Consider the following 14,610-nt stretch of genomic DNA (forward strand, 5'->3'; position numbering starts at 1 on the left):
GCGGCTGGCCGCGGCACGGTGCTGGGACACAACGTGGCCTTTCGGTCACAGGGGAGGGGCACTGTCCACTCCCGCAAGGATTTATTCCCCGTGGGAGTTCAAGCACCATAACGGACGGGTCACGAGCCCACAAACCCCGCCACCCCTTTTTCGGGGTCTCCTTCACGAAACCTTTGCATGCGCGGCTGCACGTGCATCCGCTCTGAGCGTCGAACCCGCTGCCGAGTCAGCGAAACTCGTTAGGCAACTGTGTCCTGTTCGTCGAGATGTGACAGCACGCCGGTGATCTGGTGGACGACTTCGCCGTGGAACGGCAGCGACAGGTGCCCGACGCCGTTGACCCGGATGTTGCGCGCGGTGAGATCGGGATGACTGAGCCGGGCCCGCCGCTGCGGCACGATCAGCTGGTCGACGTCGCTGTAGAACGCGACGAACCTGGTCCGGCAGCCCGGCGCCGGCTCGGCCAGCTCGGCCATCAGGTCGCTGTCCGGCCGGAGCTGCTTCACCAGCGGCCAGGGCAGCAGCCGCGCGGCCACGGTGCCCTGGTGCGGCGTCCCGAGCGTCACGCAGGTGTGCACCCGCTGATCCCCGCCGAGCCGCTGGACGTAGTACCGCGCGATCAGTCCGCCCAGGCTGTGCCCGACCACGTGGATCTGCTCGGAGCCGGTCTCCTCGCAGATCTTCTCGATCTCGGCGCCGAGGCGTTCGGCCGTACTGCGGACGTCGAGCGTCAGCGGCGAGTAGGAGAAGGTGTGGATCCGGGTGAAGCCGCGCCGGAGCAACTGGCGGCGCATCAGGGCGAACACGGTGTGGTTGTCGATGATCCCGTGCGCGAGCAGGATCGGCGTACCGGCCGCCTCGACGTCGCCGACCAGGAGACCGCGCTGGGCCGGGGTGAGTCCGGCTAGGTTGAGCCGGTCGGCCTGGTGCCGCGAGCCGCCGACCAGGCCGAGCGGGTACATCGCCAGATGGGTGGTGATCCAGCCGATCTCGACGGCGGCACCTTGGATGACTCGCGGCGACAGCGCCGAGCGCGCGCCGTACTTGAGTCCGTCGAGCGCCTCCCGGATGCTGCTCCGGGTGGCCTCTTCGGTGAGGTCAGCGGCCGGGTTCTCCGGTGGCTGGACGGCTTCGGCGCTCATCGGCGTCTCCTCAGGCAATCAGACCTCCGCGGTACTGGTCCGATCTCTTTCCACGGTAACCGGTTCCCCGTTCGCGTGGCCGGGGACACACACCACCGTGTCTTATCCGTGAGGTGCGGCTCGGATAGCCTGCGACTTGTCCTGGGCACTCAAAAAGAAGGAGCCTGCGAGCATGTCAGCCACGAGCCCTTTGAGAGTCGTCGTCGCCAAGCCGGGACTGGACGGCCATGACCGGGGCGCGAAAGTGGTCGCCCGGGCGCTCCGCGATGCCGGTATGGAGGTCATCTACACCGGGCTGCACCAGACGCCCGAGCAGATCGTCGAGACGGCGATCGCCGAGGACGCGGACGCGATCGGCATGTCCGTGCTGTCCGGCGCGCACATGACCCTGTTCAAGAAGGTCCGCGAGCTGCTCACCGAGCGGGACGCGGACGACATCGTGGTGTTCGGCGGCGGGATCATCCCGGACGCCGACCTGCAGCCGCTGGCCGAGCTCGGCGTGCACAAGATCTTCACTCCCGGCGCGACCACCACCGAGATCGTCGAGTGGGTCCGTGGCAACGTGGGCGACGCCTCAGCCACCGCCTGAGCCTCTACCGCCTGAGCCCCTACCGCCTGCCGTACCGCGGCGACTCTCCGCAGCGGTTCGGGTTAGTTACTAATCGGTAATACCGAATCGTTAAGAAATACCTGGTTGTGCGGAGTCCCGAATCGCGGTCGCATACAGGCATGCGTTCGTTTCGGGCATGACGCCCGGGTTCGATGAGGTGTGTGGCTCAGGACACATCGCCCCCGTTCTCGGTTACTGTCCGGATAGGGCGGCTCGCAGGACGGTGGGGGACTGCGACCCAACGACGCAGGACCAAGTGAGTCCCATCGGGAGAGGGCAGGTACACGATGAGGTTTGAACGATCACACACACGCCGGGCTGTGGCCTTGGGCGTCGCGGGCAGCCTGGTGTTGCTCGCGTCCGCGTGTGGCGGTGACGACGGGAGCAGCGGTGGCTCGTCCGGGGGCGCGGGCGCACTGGAGGGGCGCGGCCCGATCACCTTTGCCACCGGCAAGGACACCTCGGGATTCCTGCCGAAGCAGGTCGCGGCATGGAACTCGCAGCACCCGACCGAGAAGGTCGAGATCAAGGAACTGCCAGAAGACGCCGACGCGCAGCGCCAGCAGATGGTGCAGAACGCGCAGAACAAGTCGGACGCCTTCAGCGTTCTCAACATGGACGTCGTCTGGACGTCGGAGTTCGCGGCCAACCAGTGGATCACCCAGATCCCCGAGGACAAGGTCCCGGACCTGGGGAAGTTGATCCCGGCAACGGTCGAGACCGCGAAGTACCGCGACAAGCTGTACGCGGTGCCGATCACCTCCGACGGCGGACTGCTCTACTACCGGTCCGACCTGCTCACCAAGGCCGGCGTCGAGGCGCCGAAGACCTGGGACGAGATGCTGGCCGCCTGCCTCAAGGTCCAGGCGCTGCCTGAGGCCAAGGGGATGAGCTGCTACGCGGGCCAGTTCGAGAAGTACGAAGGCCTGACGGTGAACTTCTCCGAGGCGATCAACTCGGCGGGCGGTGTGATCGTCGACAAGGACGGCAAGCCGAACGTCGACACCCCGGAGGCACTGGCCGGACTGCAGGAGCTGACCAAGGGCTTCTCCACCGGCGCCATCCCGAAGGCCGCGGTCACCTACAAGGAAGAGGAGAGCCGCCGCGCTTTCCAGGAGGGCAAGCTGCTCTTCCTGCGCAACTGGCCGTACGTCTACGCGCTGGCCGGCAAGACCGACGGCTCGTCGAAGATCGCCGGCAAGTTCGGTGTCGCTCCGCTGCCGGGTAAGACCGGTCCGGGCGTCTCCTCGCTGGGTGGCCACGACTACGCGATCAGCCAGTTCGCCAAGAACAAGGCGACCGCGGTGGACTTCATCAACTTCATGGCCAGTGAAGAGCGCCAGAAGGCGAACATCCAGGGCACCTCGCAGGCACCGACGTACGCGTCCCTGTACGACGACCCCGAGCTGACCAAGGCGTTCCCGTACCTGGCTCCGCTGAAGGCCTCGATCCTCGGTGCGCAGCCGCGGCCGCGGGTGGTCAAGTACGGCGACGTGACGGCGGCGATCCAGACGGCGGCGTACGACGCGCTGAAGAACGGCAAGGATCCCAAGCAGGCCCTTTCCGAACTGCAGACCAAGCTGAGCACACTCATCACTCAGTGACGTAGATGGTCGGGGCCGGTGTGTAGCGATCCCGCTGCGCGCCGGCCCCGACCTGTCCCTACCCCGGGCCTGGCCCGGGAACCAAAAGGAGGCAGCGATGAGTGAGTCCGCCCCGGTCAACAACAGGACGGAATCCAAGGCCGGTAAGAGGGTCACCAGTTTCAACGAGGGCACCGGTCGGCTGGCGGCGATCCTGCTCTCACCGACATTGATCGTGCTGGCACTGGTCGTGCTCTACCCGATCGTGTCGGCGCTCCGCGAGTCGCTGTACACCAGTGGTCAGCGCCTCGACGCGAACGGCTTCATCGTCAAGGGTTCGACCTTCGTCGGGCTCGACAACTACTCGGCGATCTTCCACGGCGACACCGCCGACCGGTTCTGGACCGCCTTCTACAACACGACGTTCTTCACCGTCGTCTGCGTCGTTCTCGAGACGGTGCTGGGCGTCGCGATGGCGCTCATCATGCACAAGGCGTTCCGGGGCCGGTCCGTCGTCCGGGCCGCGATCCTGGTGCCGTGGGCGATCCCGACCGTGGTGTCGGCGCTGCTGTGGAAGTGGATCTTCCAGGCCGACGGCATCGCGAACACCTTGCTCGGATCACAGATCCTGTGGTCGACCGACGGCTGGCAGGCCAAGCTGTCGATCATCGTGGCCGATACCTGGAAGACGGCACCCTTCATCGGGCTGCTGGTGCTCGCCGGTCTGCAGACCATCCCGGCCGAGGTCTACGAGGCGGCCAAGGTGGACGGGGCGAGCGTCCTTCAGACGTTCCGCCGGATCACGTTGCCGCTGGTGAAACCGGCACTGCTGGTGGCAGTGCTGTTCCGCATCCTCGACACGCTGCGGATCTTCGACCTGCCGTTCGTCCTGGTCGGGCCGCACAAGCCTTCGGTGGAGACGTTGTCGATGCTCGGGTACGACGAAGCGTTCAACACCAGATACGGGCCGGCGGCGGCGTACGCGACTGTGCTGTTCGTGTACGTCGCGGCGGTGGCCTACGTGTTCGTGAAACTGCTCGGCGCCGACGTGATCGGCGAGGCCCGGGCGAAGAAACCGGGCGGAGGCGGTCGCGCGCAGCGTAAGCGAGATGCGGCGCTGCCCGCTCCGGCCGTCGGCGTTACCAGCGTGGGAGGTGGAATGTAATGGCCACCGATATGAAGGTGAAGCCGTTGCCGGCCGAGGCGATCAAGGCTGCTGAGGCGAGTCCCTGGCGTCGGTGGGCGCCGCTGGTCGGCGTGGCACTGATCGTCATCTACTGCCTGGCGCCGTTCTACTGGATGGTCGTCTCGGCCTTCCGGCGGCCGAGTGACCAGTTCTCCAACGCCGTCATCCCGGCACCGTTCTCGTTCCAGAACTTCAAGGACGTGTTCGGGGCCGGCAACGGGTTCGGCCGGGGCCTGCTGAACAGCCTGCTGGTGGCCGGCACCGTGACGATCCTGACCCTGCTGATCGGCATGGTCGCGGCGTACACGCTGGCCCGGCTGGACTTCAAGTTCAAGAACGCGGTGCTGGCGATCATCATCACCACCTCGATGTTCCCCGGCATCTCGCTGGTGATCCCGTTGCTGAAGCTGTTCATCAACATCAAGTGGATCAACACCTACCAGGCGATGATCGTGCCCAGCCTGTCGTTCGCGCTGCCGTTGGCGGTGTGGAACCTGACCGCGTTCTTCCGGCAGATGCCGCGGGAACTCGAGCAGGCGGCGATGGTCGACGGCTGTACGCCGGCGCAGGCGTTCCGCAAGGTGATCATCCCGCTGGCGGCACCGGGTGTGTTCACCACCGCGATCATCACCTTCATCGCGGCCTGGAACGAGTTCCTGATCGCGCTGAGCATGACCAACAAGAAGTCGGTCCAGACGGCGAACGTGATCATCTCGCAGTTCGTCGGCACGACCGGCCGGGACCAGCCCTTCGGCAGCCAGATGGCAGCCGGTGTGGTGGTCACGATTCCCCTCGTGATCGCGGTGCTGATCTTCCAGCGCCGCATCGTGGCCGGGCTGACCGCCGGAGGTGTGAAGTGAGTTCCGACGACCGGGCCCGTCGTGACCGGGAGAACCAGGACCGGCGCGACCGGGAGGAGCGGGACCGCCGGGACCGCGAGGACCGGGACCGTCGTGACCGGGAAGAGCGCGACCGGCGGCGGTAGCCGACCGTAGTACGGACGAAGGAGGCCGGAGCTGAGCTCCGGCCTCCTCTGTCGTTCGTCAGACCTTGAGCCAGGCCGTGGCGTCCACGGGGAGCTTGTTGTCGGTCAGGGATTCGCTGGCCAGCAGCACCTCGGAGTGGGCGGGGAGGTCGATCGCTTCGCCGCTGAGGTTGACCACGCAGCGGAAGCCGGGATCGCGGGTGAACGACAGCACACCCTCGGCGGCTTCCTGGTCCCACGTCAGCCTGCCTTCGCCGAGGGCCTCCTGGTCGTGGCGGATGCGCAGGGCTGCCTTGTAGAGGGCCAGGTGGCTCTCCGGGTCAGCAGCCTCGGCCTCGGCGGTCAGCGCGGCCCAGTCGGCCGGCTGCGGCAGCCACGGCTGTCCGTCGCCAGTTCCGAACCCGTACGGCGGCTCGCTGCCGCTCCACGGAATGGGCACCCGGCAACCATCGCGACCGCGCACGGTGTGGCCGGAGCGCTCCCAGGTCGGGTCGTCCAGGACCTCTTCGGGCAGGTCCTCCACCTCGGGCAGGCCGAGCTCATCACCCTGGTAGATGTACGCGCCACCAGGCAGAGCCAGTTCGAGTAGTGCGGCCGCGCGGGCCCGCCGCAGCCCCAGAGCCAGGTCCACCGGTACTACACCGGCTCCTTCCAGCGCATCCCGCTTGGCCCGTCCGTACCGGGTGCGGTGCCGGATCGTGTCGTGGTTGCTCAGCACCCACGTCGCCGGCGCACCCACCGCCCACAGGCTCTCGGTGGTGTAGTCGATCACCTCGCGCAGTTCCTTCGCGTCCCACGTACTACGCAGTACGTCGAAGTTGAAGGCGGAGTGCAGCTCGTGCGGACGGACGTACTGCGCCAGTCGCTCGGCCGGCGACAACCAGGCTTCGGCGACGAACACCCGCGGGCCTTCCGGCGTATCGGCGTACTCGTCGGCGATCGCGCGCCAGCGCTGGTGGATCGTGTGCACGCCGGGCTGGTCGTAGAACGGGTTGCCGACGTACTTGTCCCTGGTCGGCTCACCGTCATGCAGCGGTACGTCGGGCAGCGTCGCGTCCTTGGCCATCGAGTCGGCCACGTCGATCCGGAAGCCGTCGATGCCGCGGTCGAACCAGAACCGCAGGATCGAGTCGAACTCCGCGATCACGTCGGGATGGTCCCAGTTCCAGTCCGGCTGGGAGATGTCGAACAGGTGCAGGTACCACTGACCGTCGTCGATCTGCTGCCAGGCGGGACCACCGAACGCGGCCGGCCAGTTGGTCGGCGGCAGCCCACCCTCCTTGCCGTCGCGGAACCAGAACAGCTCCCGCTCCTTCGAGCCCTTGCCGGCCGCCAGCGCGGCCTTGAACCACGGGTGCTCCCAGGAGCAGTGGTTCGGCACGAGGTCGATCAGGATCCGGATCCCGAGCGCGTGCGCCTCCGCGATCAGCGCGTCGGCGTCGGCCAGCGTGCCGAACTCCGGGTTGATGTCGCGGTAGTCGGACACGTCGTAGCCGCCGTCGAGCAGCGGGGACGGGTACCACGGACTGATCCAGATCGCGTCGATGCCGAGATCGGCCAGATACGGCAGCCGGGCCCGGATCCCGTTCACATCGCCGGTACCGTCACCGTCCGCGTCGGCGAACGACCGCGGGTACACCTGGTACACGACGGCGCTGCGCCACCAGTCGTCAACTGGTCTGCTCGCTTGTTCTGTCATGGCATCCAGCCTTTCACGCGCCCGCAAGCAACCTGTGACGGTCGTCTCAGCGCGCACCCCGACTGTCGCCGCCGAGGTAAAGGTGGCTAGTCTCAGGCAACGGAACGCGCCGGCGACCGTGCCCTCTGTATGCACTCGCAGCCTGCCGCGGCCCACCCCCGAACAGGCGAGAGAGGGACCACAGTCGTGGATCTGATGGAGTACCAGGCGAAGACTGTCTTCGCCAAGCACGGTGTGCGGACGACCGTCGGTGAGGTCGTCACCACGCCGGAGGAAGCCCGCGCCGCAGCCGAGAAGATCGGCGGCAAGGTGGTCGTCAAGGCCCAGGTGCTGACCGGTGGCCGTGGAAAGGCAGGCGGCGTCAAGCTGGCCTCCTCGCCCGACGAGGCCGAAGAGCACGCGCGAGCCATCCTTGGATTGGACATCAAGGGCCACGTCGTCCGGACGCTGAACATCGTCCCGGCCGCCGCGATCGCCGAGGAGTACTACTTCTCCTTCCTGATCGACCGGGCCAACCGCAACTACCTCTGCATCGCCTCCGCAGCCGGCGGGATGGAGATCGAGGAGGTCGCGCACACGAACCCGGACGCGGTCGCCAAGATCTCGATCGACCCGGCCGCCGGTGTCGACGAGGCCAAGGCCCGCGAGATCGCCGAGGCGGCCGGCTACCCGGCCGACGTCCTCGACGCGGCGGCGGTCGAGATCGCCAAGCTGTACCAGGTCTTCGTCACCGAGGACGCCTCGCTGGTCGAGGTGAACCCGCTGGTCAAGCTGGCCGACGGCTCGATGGAGGCGCTCGACGGCAAGGTCACGCTGGACGAGAACGCGGACTTCCGGCACCCGGAGCACGCCTCCTTCGCGGACAGCTCGGCCGAGGACCCGCTGGAGGCGAAGGCCAAGGCCAAGGGCCTCAACTACGTGAAGCTCGACGGTTCCGTCGGCATCATCGGCAACGGCGCCGGCCTGGTCATGTCGACCCTCGACGTGGTCGCGTACGCCGGTGAGGAGTTCGGTGGGGTCAAGCCCGCGAACTTCCTCGACATCGGCGGCGGCGCGTCCGCCGAGGTGATGGCGAACGGGCTGGAGATCATCATCTCCGACCCGCAGGTGGAGAGCGTCTTCGTCAACGTCTTCGGCGGCATCACCGCCTGTGACGCGGTCGCGAACGGCATCGTGCAGGCCTTCGAGTTGCTGGCCGCCCGCGACGAGCACGTGAGCAAGCCGCTGGTCGTCCGGCTGGACGGCAACAACGCCGAGGAGGGTCGCCAGATCCTCGACAACGCCGGTCTGGCCGGCCTCGAGCGCGTGGACACGATGGACGGTGCGGCCAAGCGGGCCGCCGAGCTGGCAGCGAAGTAAGGGACAACGGACATGTCGATCTTCCTCACCAAGGACAGCAAGGTCATCGTCCAGGGCATGACCGGCTCCGAGGGCACCAAGCACACCACCCGGATGCTTGCCTCCGGCACCAACATCGTCGGCGGCGTGACGCCCGGCAAGGGCGGCCAGTCAGTCGAATTCGACGGTAAGGCGATCGCCGTCTTCGGCTCGGTCGCCGAGGCCGTCAAGGAGACCGGCGCGGACGTGTCGGTCGTCTTCGTGCCGCCGAAGTTCACCAAGGGCGCGGTCTTCGAAGCCATCGACGCCGGCGTCGCGCTGGTCGTCGTGATCACCGAAGGCGTCCCGGTGCACGACACCGCGGCGTTCTTCGCGCACGCCCAGGCGTCCGGCACGACCCGGATCATCGGGCCGAACTGCCCCGGCATCATCAGCCCGGGCGAGTCCAACGTCGGCATCATCCCGGCCAGCATCGCGGGCGCCGGCCGGATCGGCCTGGTCTCCAAGTCGGGCACGCTGACCTACCAGATGATGTACGAGCTGCGGGACTTCGGTTTCTCCAGCGCGATCGGCATCGGTGGCGACCCGATCATCGGGACGACCCACATCGACGCGCTGCAGGCGTTCCAGGACGACCCGGACACCGACGCGATCGTGATGATCGGTGAGATCGGTGGCGACGCCGAGGAGCGGGCGGCCGCGTTCATCAAGGAGAACGTGACCAAGCCGGTCGTCGGGTACGTCGCGGGCTTCACCGCGCCGGAGGGCAAGACGATGGGCCACGCCGGCGCGATCGTCTCCGGCTCGTCCGGTACGGCGGCCGCGAAGCAGGAGGCACTCGAGGCCGTCGGCGTCAAGGTCGGCAAGACGCCGTCCGAGACCGCCAACCTGATGCGCGACATCATGCGGGACCTGAACAAGTAGCCAAGCCGTTGCTAGCGTCCGAAGAGACGAGGGTCAGGACCCTCGGCTCTTCGGACGTTGCGGTTGGGAAGATTACTTGTACAGCGGGGCGCGTTCCGCGGCGCGGGTGAGTACGTCGGTGAAGGCCTTGTCGCTGATGTCGAGGTTCTTCAGCACCGGGAACAGCACGTAGACCGCGCTCGACCCGTTCGAGGCGATGCCGATCCTGTAGGTGGCGACCTTGCCGCCGCCGGTGTCGTACGCCGCCCGCCAGGCTTCGCCCTTGATGCTGCCGACCGTGATCGAGTCCGTCGTCTTCACCGTCACGGCGTCGCCGCTGGCCTTCGCGCAGCCGTCGACGTTCTTGCGGATCCCGGTGACGAACGCCGTCGCCGCCGCGGGGCTCGCGTACTTCGACACCGTCGCGTCCAGCCCGAACTCGGTCGGTACGTCGGCGTCCGGGGTCACGTACGTCAGCGACTTGTAGCCGATCGCCTTCGCCTTCTTCAGGTCGATCTTCTCGCAGCCGGTCCCGCTCCGGGTGGTGCTGGTCGCGCTCACCCACGGCTTGTTCACCGCCGTCAGCACGGGCAGGTCGATCGGCGCCATGAAGCCCGGCGACTCGCTGCTCGGGAGCAGGGCCGGCGTCGCCGACGGCGTACCGGTGGTGCAGCCGGCGCCCGGCTGGTCGCAGATCCGCTTCAGCCCGGCGCCCGCAGTACTGAGGACGCCGTCAGGTTTGGGGACCGCGGTGCCGGAGCTGTCGTACTCGAGCACCATCGTGGCCTGGCCGGCCGTACTGACGGAGATGGTCCGGTAGTTGCTGGTCTTCTCACCGGTGGGCTGGCCGAAGATCGCGACGATGCCGCGCTCGCCCAGCCCGGTGGTGCTGTAGCTGGCGACCAGGCGCATCTGCGGGGTGACGCAGGCGCTGAGCCAGCCGGTGATCGTGGTGTAGGTCTTGCCCGCGGCGGTCGAGTCGTTGGAGACCTCGACGTACTGGACCGCGGTGTCCCTGGTGGTCGGGTTGCGGAAGTTGCGGACCCAGGTCCGGATACCGGCCGGGTCGGCGAACCGCTGCGGCTGGCAGACGAACGACTTGTCCGGCGCGGTGCTGCCGTCGGCGGTCGCGGAGATCGCCCAGGCGCCGGCCGGTGTCAGCGACTTCACGGTGGGCGCGTCGATCAGGGCGTTGGCGTCGGCGAGCAGGTTCGCGTCGCCCTTGTGCTTGTCGTCGTCGCCGCCGTCGGTCTTGGAGCCGGCCGAATCGCCGCCGCCGAACGCGTTCACGGCCACGACGCCACCGCCGCCGACTACGAGCAGGACGGCCGCTCCGGCGCCGATCAACTGGTTACGACGGCGGGACTGAGCCCGGCGCGCCTCCCGGGCCGCGGCACGACTACCGCCGCGTGGTGCACGGTGGGAACCCGACACTCGCTCTCGACCTCCTGACTGATTCCGCCCGACGGTACCCGGTGGCCCGGCATACACCCGGAGAGCCAGCCTGCCGAAGTCTTCCATACCTCGGCGTGTCCGCACGAGCGGTCCCCTCCCGGCGGGCGACGATGGGAGTCAGATGACCGACATGCTGAGCCGCCCAGGCAGCCGTGACGGCGGTTCGCCGCAACCGTCCGACCCGTCCGTCGCCGCACCGACGAAGCCGGTGCTGCTGTCGGCCGTGATCGGCGCTGGTGCCTGCCTGCTGACCGGTCTGCTGGCCTGTGCGGCAGTCGCGGTGGTCGGCTGGCTCGCCGCGTCCTTCGGTGGCGCCTCCGGGGCGGTCCGGGCCGGTGCCGCGGTGTGGCTGGTGGCCCACAAGGCCGGAGCCACGTTCGGCGGCGGCTCTGTCACGATCGCCCCGCTCGGGCTGACCCTGTTCCTGGCCTGGTGCCTGTACCGCGGGGGCCGCTTCACAGCCCGGGTCAGCGGGGCCGATAAGAGCCGCGAACTGGCCCTGGCGTCCGGGGTGCTCGCGCTCACCTACGGCCTCGGCGCACTGATCATCGCGCTGTTCACCTCCGACGACACCGTGAAGGTCTCGCCGGCGTCGGCCTTCCTCGGCGCTGCGGTGCTGGCGCTCGTCGCCGGCACAGCAGGGGTCTTGGTGGAGTCCGGTGCCGCCCATGACATCTCCGATGCGACCCCGACCGGCCTGCGCGACGCAGTACCGGCTGCTGCCGCCGCAGTGCTGACCGTGGTGGCCATAGCCGCACTCCTGTACGCCGTGGTCCTGGCGATCCACTTCTCCCGCGTCACCTCGATGCTGGAGCTCTTGGACGCGGGCGTGGTCGGCTCTGTCGTGCTGTTCGCGATCTGCTTGATGCTGCTCCCGAACGTGCTCCTGTACGTCGTGTCGTTCCTCGCCGGACCTGGTTTCCAGCTCGGGGTGGGCACGTCGATCGCACCGACCGGTGTAGACGTGGGGAACCTGCCCGCGCTGCCGCTGCTGGCCGCAGTACCGGCTGACGGCGCTACCTCGACGTACCTGCTCGTGCTGACCGCCCTGGTCCCGCTGGCGGCGGGTGTGGTCGCTGGGCTGGTGATAGCCCGGCGTGGGCTGAAGACGGCGGAGTCGGAGGCGCTCGGCTGGGACGCGTTCGCGCTGCGGGGTGCGATCGCCGCCCTGGTCGCCGGATTCGCGCTGCTCGTCCTGATGGTGCTGGCGGGCGGTTCGGCCGGTCCGGGCCGGATGGCCGAGGTGGGGATCCCCGGCGCGGTCGCCGCCGCCGGAGTGCTCACGGCCGGGATGGCGATCGGCGCGGCGATCACGGCGGGCGTGGTGGCCGCCCGGCGTCCGGTGGTAGCAGAGGCCGACACCGGACCCGGTGACATCGAGCGATAGGGTTTGCCGGGTGACAGACCCGGTTGCGCCTCATCCCCCCGCGCGTCTGGTCGTGCTGATCTCGGGTTCCGGTTCGAACCTGCAAGCACTGCTGGACGCCTGCGAAGACCCGGCGTACGGCGCTCAGGTGGTCGCCGTCGGCGCGGATCGCGACGGCATCGCCGGGCTCGAGCGGGCGGCCGCCGCGGGTGTCCCCAGCTTCGTGCACAAGGTGAAGGACCACGCCGAACGAGCCGACTGGGATCGCGCGCTGACCGCCTCCGTCGCGCAGTACCAGCCTGATCTGGTCGTCTCGGCCGGATTCCTGAAGCTGGTCGGCGACGACTTCCTCGGCAGCTTCGGCGACCGCTACATCAACACCCACAACGCGCTGCTGCCGGCCTTCCCCGGCATCCACGGCCCCCGCGACGCGCTCGAGTACGGCGTGAAGGTGGCCGGCGCGACCCTCTTCTTCGTCGACGGCGGGGTGGACACCGGGCCGATCATCGGCCAGGTGGTCGTGCCCGTCGAGGACGACGACACCGAAGAAACCCTGACGGAGCGGATCAAGGAGGTCGAACGCCGCCAGCTGGTGGAGTGGGTCGGCCGGCTGGTCCGCAACGGCTGGACCATCACCGGACGAAAGGTCATGACGAAGTGAGCACCGACCGCAGGCCGATCCGCCGGGCGCTGATCAGCGTCTACGACAAGACCGGTCTGGAGGAGCTCGCGAAGGCCCTGTCCGACGCCGGGGTCCAGCTGGTGTCGACCGGTTCCACCGCCGCCCGGATCGCGGCGGCCGGCGTACCGGTGACCAAGGTGGAAGAGCTCACCGGGTTCCCGGAGTGCCTGGACGGGCGGGTGAAGACGCTGCACCCGAAGGTGCACGCCGGTCTGCTCGCCGACGTCCGCAAGCCCGACCACGTCGAGCAGCTCGCCGAGATGCGCGTCGAGCCGTTCGACCTGCTGGTCAGCAACCTGTACCCGTTCAGCGAGACGGTCGCCTCCGGCGCGTCGGTGGACGAATGTGTCGAGCAGATCGACATCGGTGGTCCTTCGATGGTCCGCGGTGCGGCCAAGAACCACGCGAACGTTGCTGTCGTGACCTCGCCCTCGCAGTACGAGGATCTGTACACGGTCCTCGACGAGGGTGGCTTCTCGCTGGAGGAGCGTCAGCGGCTCGCCGCTGCGGCGTTCGTGCACACGGCGGAGTACGACGTGGCCGTCGCGTCCTGGATGGGCAGTGTGCTCACCGACAGCGCCGAGGGCTCGGGCTTCCCGGCCTGGGTCGGTGCTGCTTGGGACAAGAAGGCAGTGCTGCGGTACGGCGAGAACCCGCACCAGCCGGCTGCGCTGTACAGCAACGGGCCGGAGCGGTTTGGCTTCGGCCGAGCAGCTGCACGGCAAGGAGATGTCGTACAACAACTACGTCGACGCGGACGCCGCCCGACGTACGGCGTACGACTTCAGCGGGCCTGCTGTGGCGATCATCAAGCACGCGAACCCATGTGGCATCGCTGTTGGTGCTGACATCGCGGAGGCTCACCGCCGTGCGCACGAGTGCGACCCGGTATCGGCGTACGGCGGCGTGATCGCCACCAACGCGCCTGTCTCGGTCGAGATGGCCAAGCAGGTCGCGGAGATCTTCACCGAGGTGCTGGTCGCGCCTGGCTACGAGGACGGCGCGGTCGAGATCCTGCAGGCGAAGAAGAACATCCGGCTGCTGGTCTGCGGACCGGACGAGTTCGGTCAGCCGGTCGAGTTCCGCGCGATCAGCGGAGGACTCCTGATGCAGCAGAAGGACGTCTTCCAGGCGCCCGGCGACGACCCGGCCGCGTGGCAGTTGGCCGCTGGTCCTGCAGTCTCCGACGACGTGCTCGCCGACCTCGCCTTCGCGTGGAAGGCCTGCCGGGCGGTCAAGTCCAACGCCATCCTGCTGGCTGCTGACGGCGCCTCGGTCGGTGTCGGCATGGGCCAGGTCAACCGCGTCGACTCCTGCCGCTTGGCCGTCTCCCGCGCAGGCGAGCGCGCTGCCGGATCCGTCGCCGCCTCGGACGCCTTCTTCCCGTTCCCGGACGGCCTGGAGGTCCTGATCGAGGCCGGCGTCAAGGCAGTCGTCCAGCCCGGCGGCTCCATCCGCGACGACGCCGCCATCGAAGCCGCCAACAAGGCCGGCATCACCATGTACTTCACCGGCACCCGCCACTTCTTCCACTAGTGCGAAACCACCCTCGCCTCCTCCGGCGAGGGTGGTTCTTCGTTCCCACGAGCCCACCCGGCTACGCCGCTCCCGCGTCGCGGCTAAGCCTGCAAGGTGGCGCTGTGGATGATGGCGGCCGAAGA

12 protein-coding genes and 1 pseudogene are annotated in these 14,610 nt (G+C 68.3%); 10 read left to right on the forward strand and 3 right to left on the reverse strand.

Annotated elements, in window-relative coordinates; genetic code table 11:
- Positions 1–239 precede the first annotated feature (239 nt).
- Positions 240–1,142 (reverse strand): esterase/lipase family protein, encoded by a 903-nt coding sequence (locus F1D05_RS26195; protein ID WP_185443144.1) that lies wholly within the window; start codon positions 1,140–1,142, stop codon positions 240–242.
- Between the two features lie 172 nt (positions 1,143–1,314).
- Between F1D05_RS26195 and F1D05_RS26200 the strand changes: the two genes are divergently transcribed.
- From F1D05_RS26200 to F1D05_RS42200, 5 genes are all read left to right on the forward strand, one after another.
- The gene (locus F1D05_RS26200; protein WP_185443145.1) at positions 1,315–1,731 is read left to right on the forward strand and encodes a cobalamin B12-binding domain-containing protein; all 417 of its coding nucleotides are present in this window, start codon (positions 1,315–1,317) and stop codon (positions 1,729–1,731) included.
- Positions 1,732–2,072: 341 nt separating this feature from the next.
- On the forward strand, positions 2,073–3,356 hold the full coding sequence (locus F1D05_RS26205) for an ABC transporter substrate-binding protein (RefSeq protein WP_246485979.1): 1,284 nt from the start codon (positions 2,073–2,075) through the stop codon (positions 3,354–3,356).
- A gap of 97 nt (positions 3,357–3,453) precedes the next feature.
- Positions 3,454–4,500 carry a carbohydrate ABC transporter permease gene (locus F1D05_RS26210; protein ID WP_185443147.1) on the forward strand — a complete coding sequence of 349 codons (1,047 nt, stop codon included), beginning with the start codon at positions 3,454–3,456 and terminating at the stop codon, positions 4,498–4,500.
- 11 nt (positions 4,501–4,511) lie between these two features.
- A complete protein-coding gene (locus F1D05_RS26215) occupies positions 4,512–5,381 on the forward strand; it encodes a carbohydrate ABC transporter permease (protein WP_185449477.1) in 870 nt (289 codons plus the stop codon).
- On the forward strand, positions 5,378–5,506 hold the full coding sequence (locus tag F1D05_RS42200; protein ID WP_281388754.1) for a hypothetical protein: 129 nt from the start codon (positions 5,378–5,380) through the stop codon (positions 5,504–5,506). Before F1D05_RS26215 ends, F1D05_RS42200 begins: the two co-directional genes overlap by 4 nt.
- 58 nt (positions 5,507–5,564) lie before the next feature.
- Here the strand turns inward: F1D05_RS42200 and F1D05_RS26220 are convergent, their stop codons facing one another.
- The gene (locus F1D05_RS26220; protein ID WP_185443148.1) at positions 5,565–7,205 is read right to left on the reverse strand and encodes a glycoside hydrolase family 13 protein; all 1,641 of its coding nucleotides are present in this window, start codon (positions 7,203–7,205) and stop codon (positions 5,565–5,567) included.
- Positions 7,206–7,391: 186 nt separating this feature from the next.
- On the opposite strand from F1D05_RS26220, the gene sucC reads away from it, so the two are divergent.
- Positions 7,392–8,564: an ADP-forming succinate--CoA ligase subunit beta gene (gene sucC, locus F1D05_RS26225; RefSeq protein ID WP_185443149.1), complete on the forward strand. Its 1,173-nt coding sequence runs from the start codon at positions 7,392–7,394 to the stop codon at positions 8,562–8,564.
- Positions 8,565–8,576: 12 nt separating this feature from the next.
- Complete coding sequence (sucD, locus tag F1D05_RS26230) at positions 8,577–9,467, forward strand: succinate--CoA ligase subunit alpha (RefSeq protein WP_185443150.1); 891 nt, start codon at positions 8,577–8,579, stop codon at positions 9,465–9,467.
- Positions 9,468–9,539: 72 nt separating this feature from the next.
- On the opposite strand, the gene F1D05_RS26235 is transcribed toward sucD, so the two are convergent.
- Positions 9,540–10,880, reverse strand: coding sequence for a hypothetical protein (locus tag F1D05_RS26235; protein WP_246485980.1), 1,341 nt, complete (start codon positions 10,878–10,880; stop codon positions 9,540–9,542).
- A gap of 142 nt (positions 10,881–11,022) precedes the next feature.
- On the opposite strand from F1D05_RS26235, the gene F1D05_RS26240 reads away from it, so the two are divergent.
- The 3 genes and pseudogenes from F1D05_RS26240 to purH all read left to right on the forward strand — a co-directional run bounded on the left by F1D05_RS26240 (position 11,023) and on the right by purH (position 14,485).
- Positions 11,023–12,288 carry a cell division protein PerM gene (locus F1D05_RS26240; protein ID WP_185443151.1) on the forward strand — a complete coding sequence of 422 codons (1,266 nt, stop codon included), beginning with the start codon at positions 11,023–11,025 and terminating at the stop codon, positions 12,286–12,288.
- Between the two features lie 10 nt (positions 12,289–12,298).
- A complete protein-coding gene (gene purN, locus F1D05_RS26245; RefSeq protein WP_185443152.1) occupies positions 12,299–12,928 on the forward strand; it encodes a phosphoribosylglycinamide formyltransferase in 630 nt (209 codons plus the stop codon).
- A pseudogene (purH, locus tag F1D05_RS26250) lies at positions 12,925–14,485 on the forward strand (bifunctional phosphoribosylaminoimidazolecarboxamide formyltransferase/IMP cyclohydrolase). Before purN ends, purH begins: the two are co-directional and overlap by 4 nt.
- The last annotated feature ends 125 nt before the right edge of the window (positions 14,486–14,610 follow it).

The organism is Kribbella qitaiheensis (assembly GCF_014217565.1).
Classification (GTDB): Bacteria; Actinomycetota; Actinomycetes; order Propionibacteriales; family Kribbellaceae; genus Kribbella; species Kribbella qitaiheensis_A.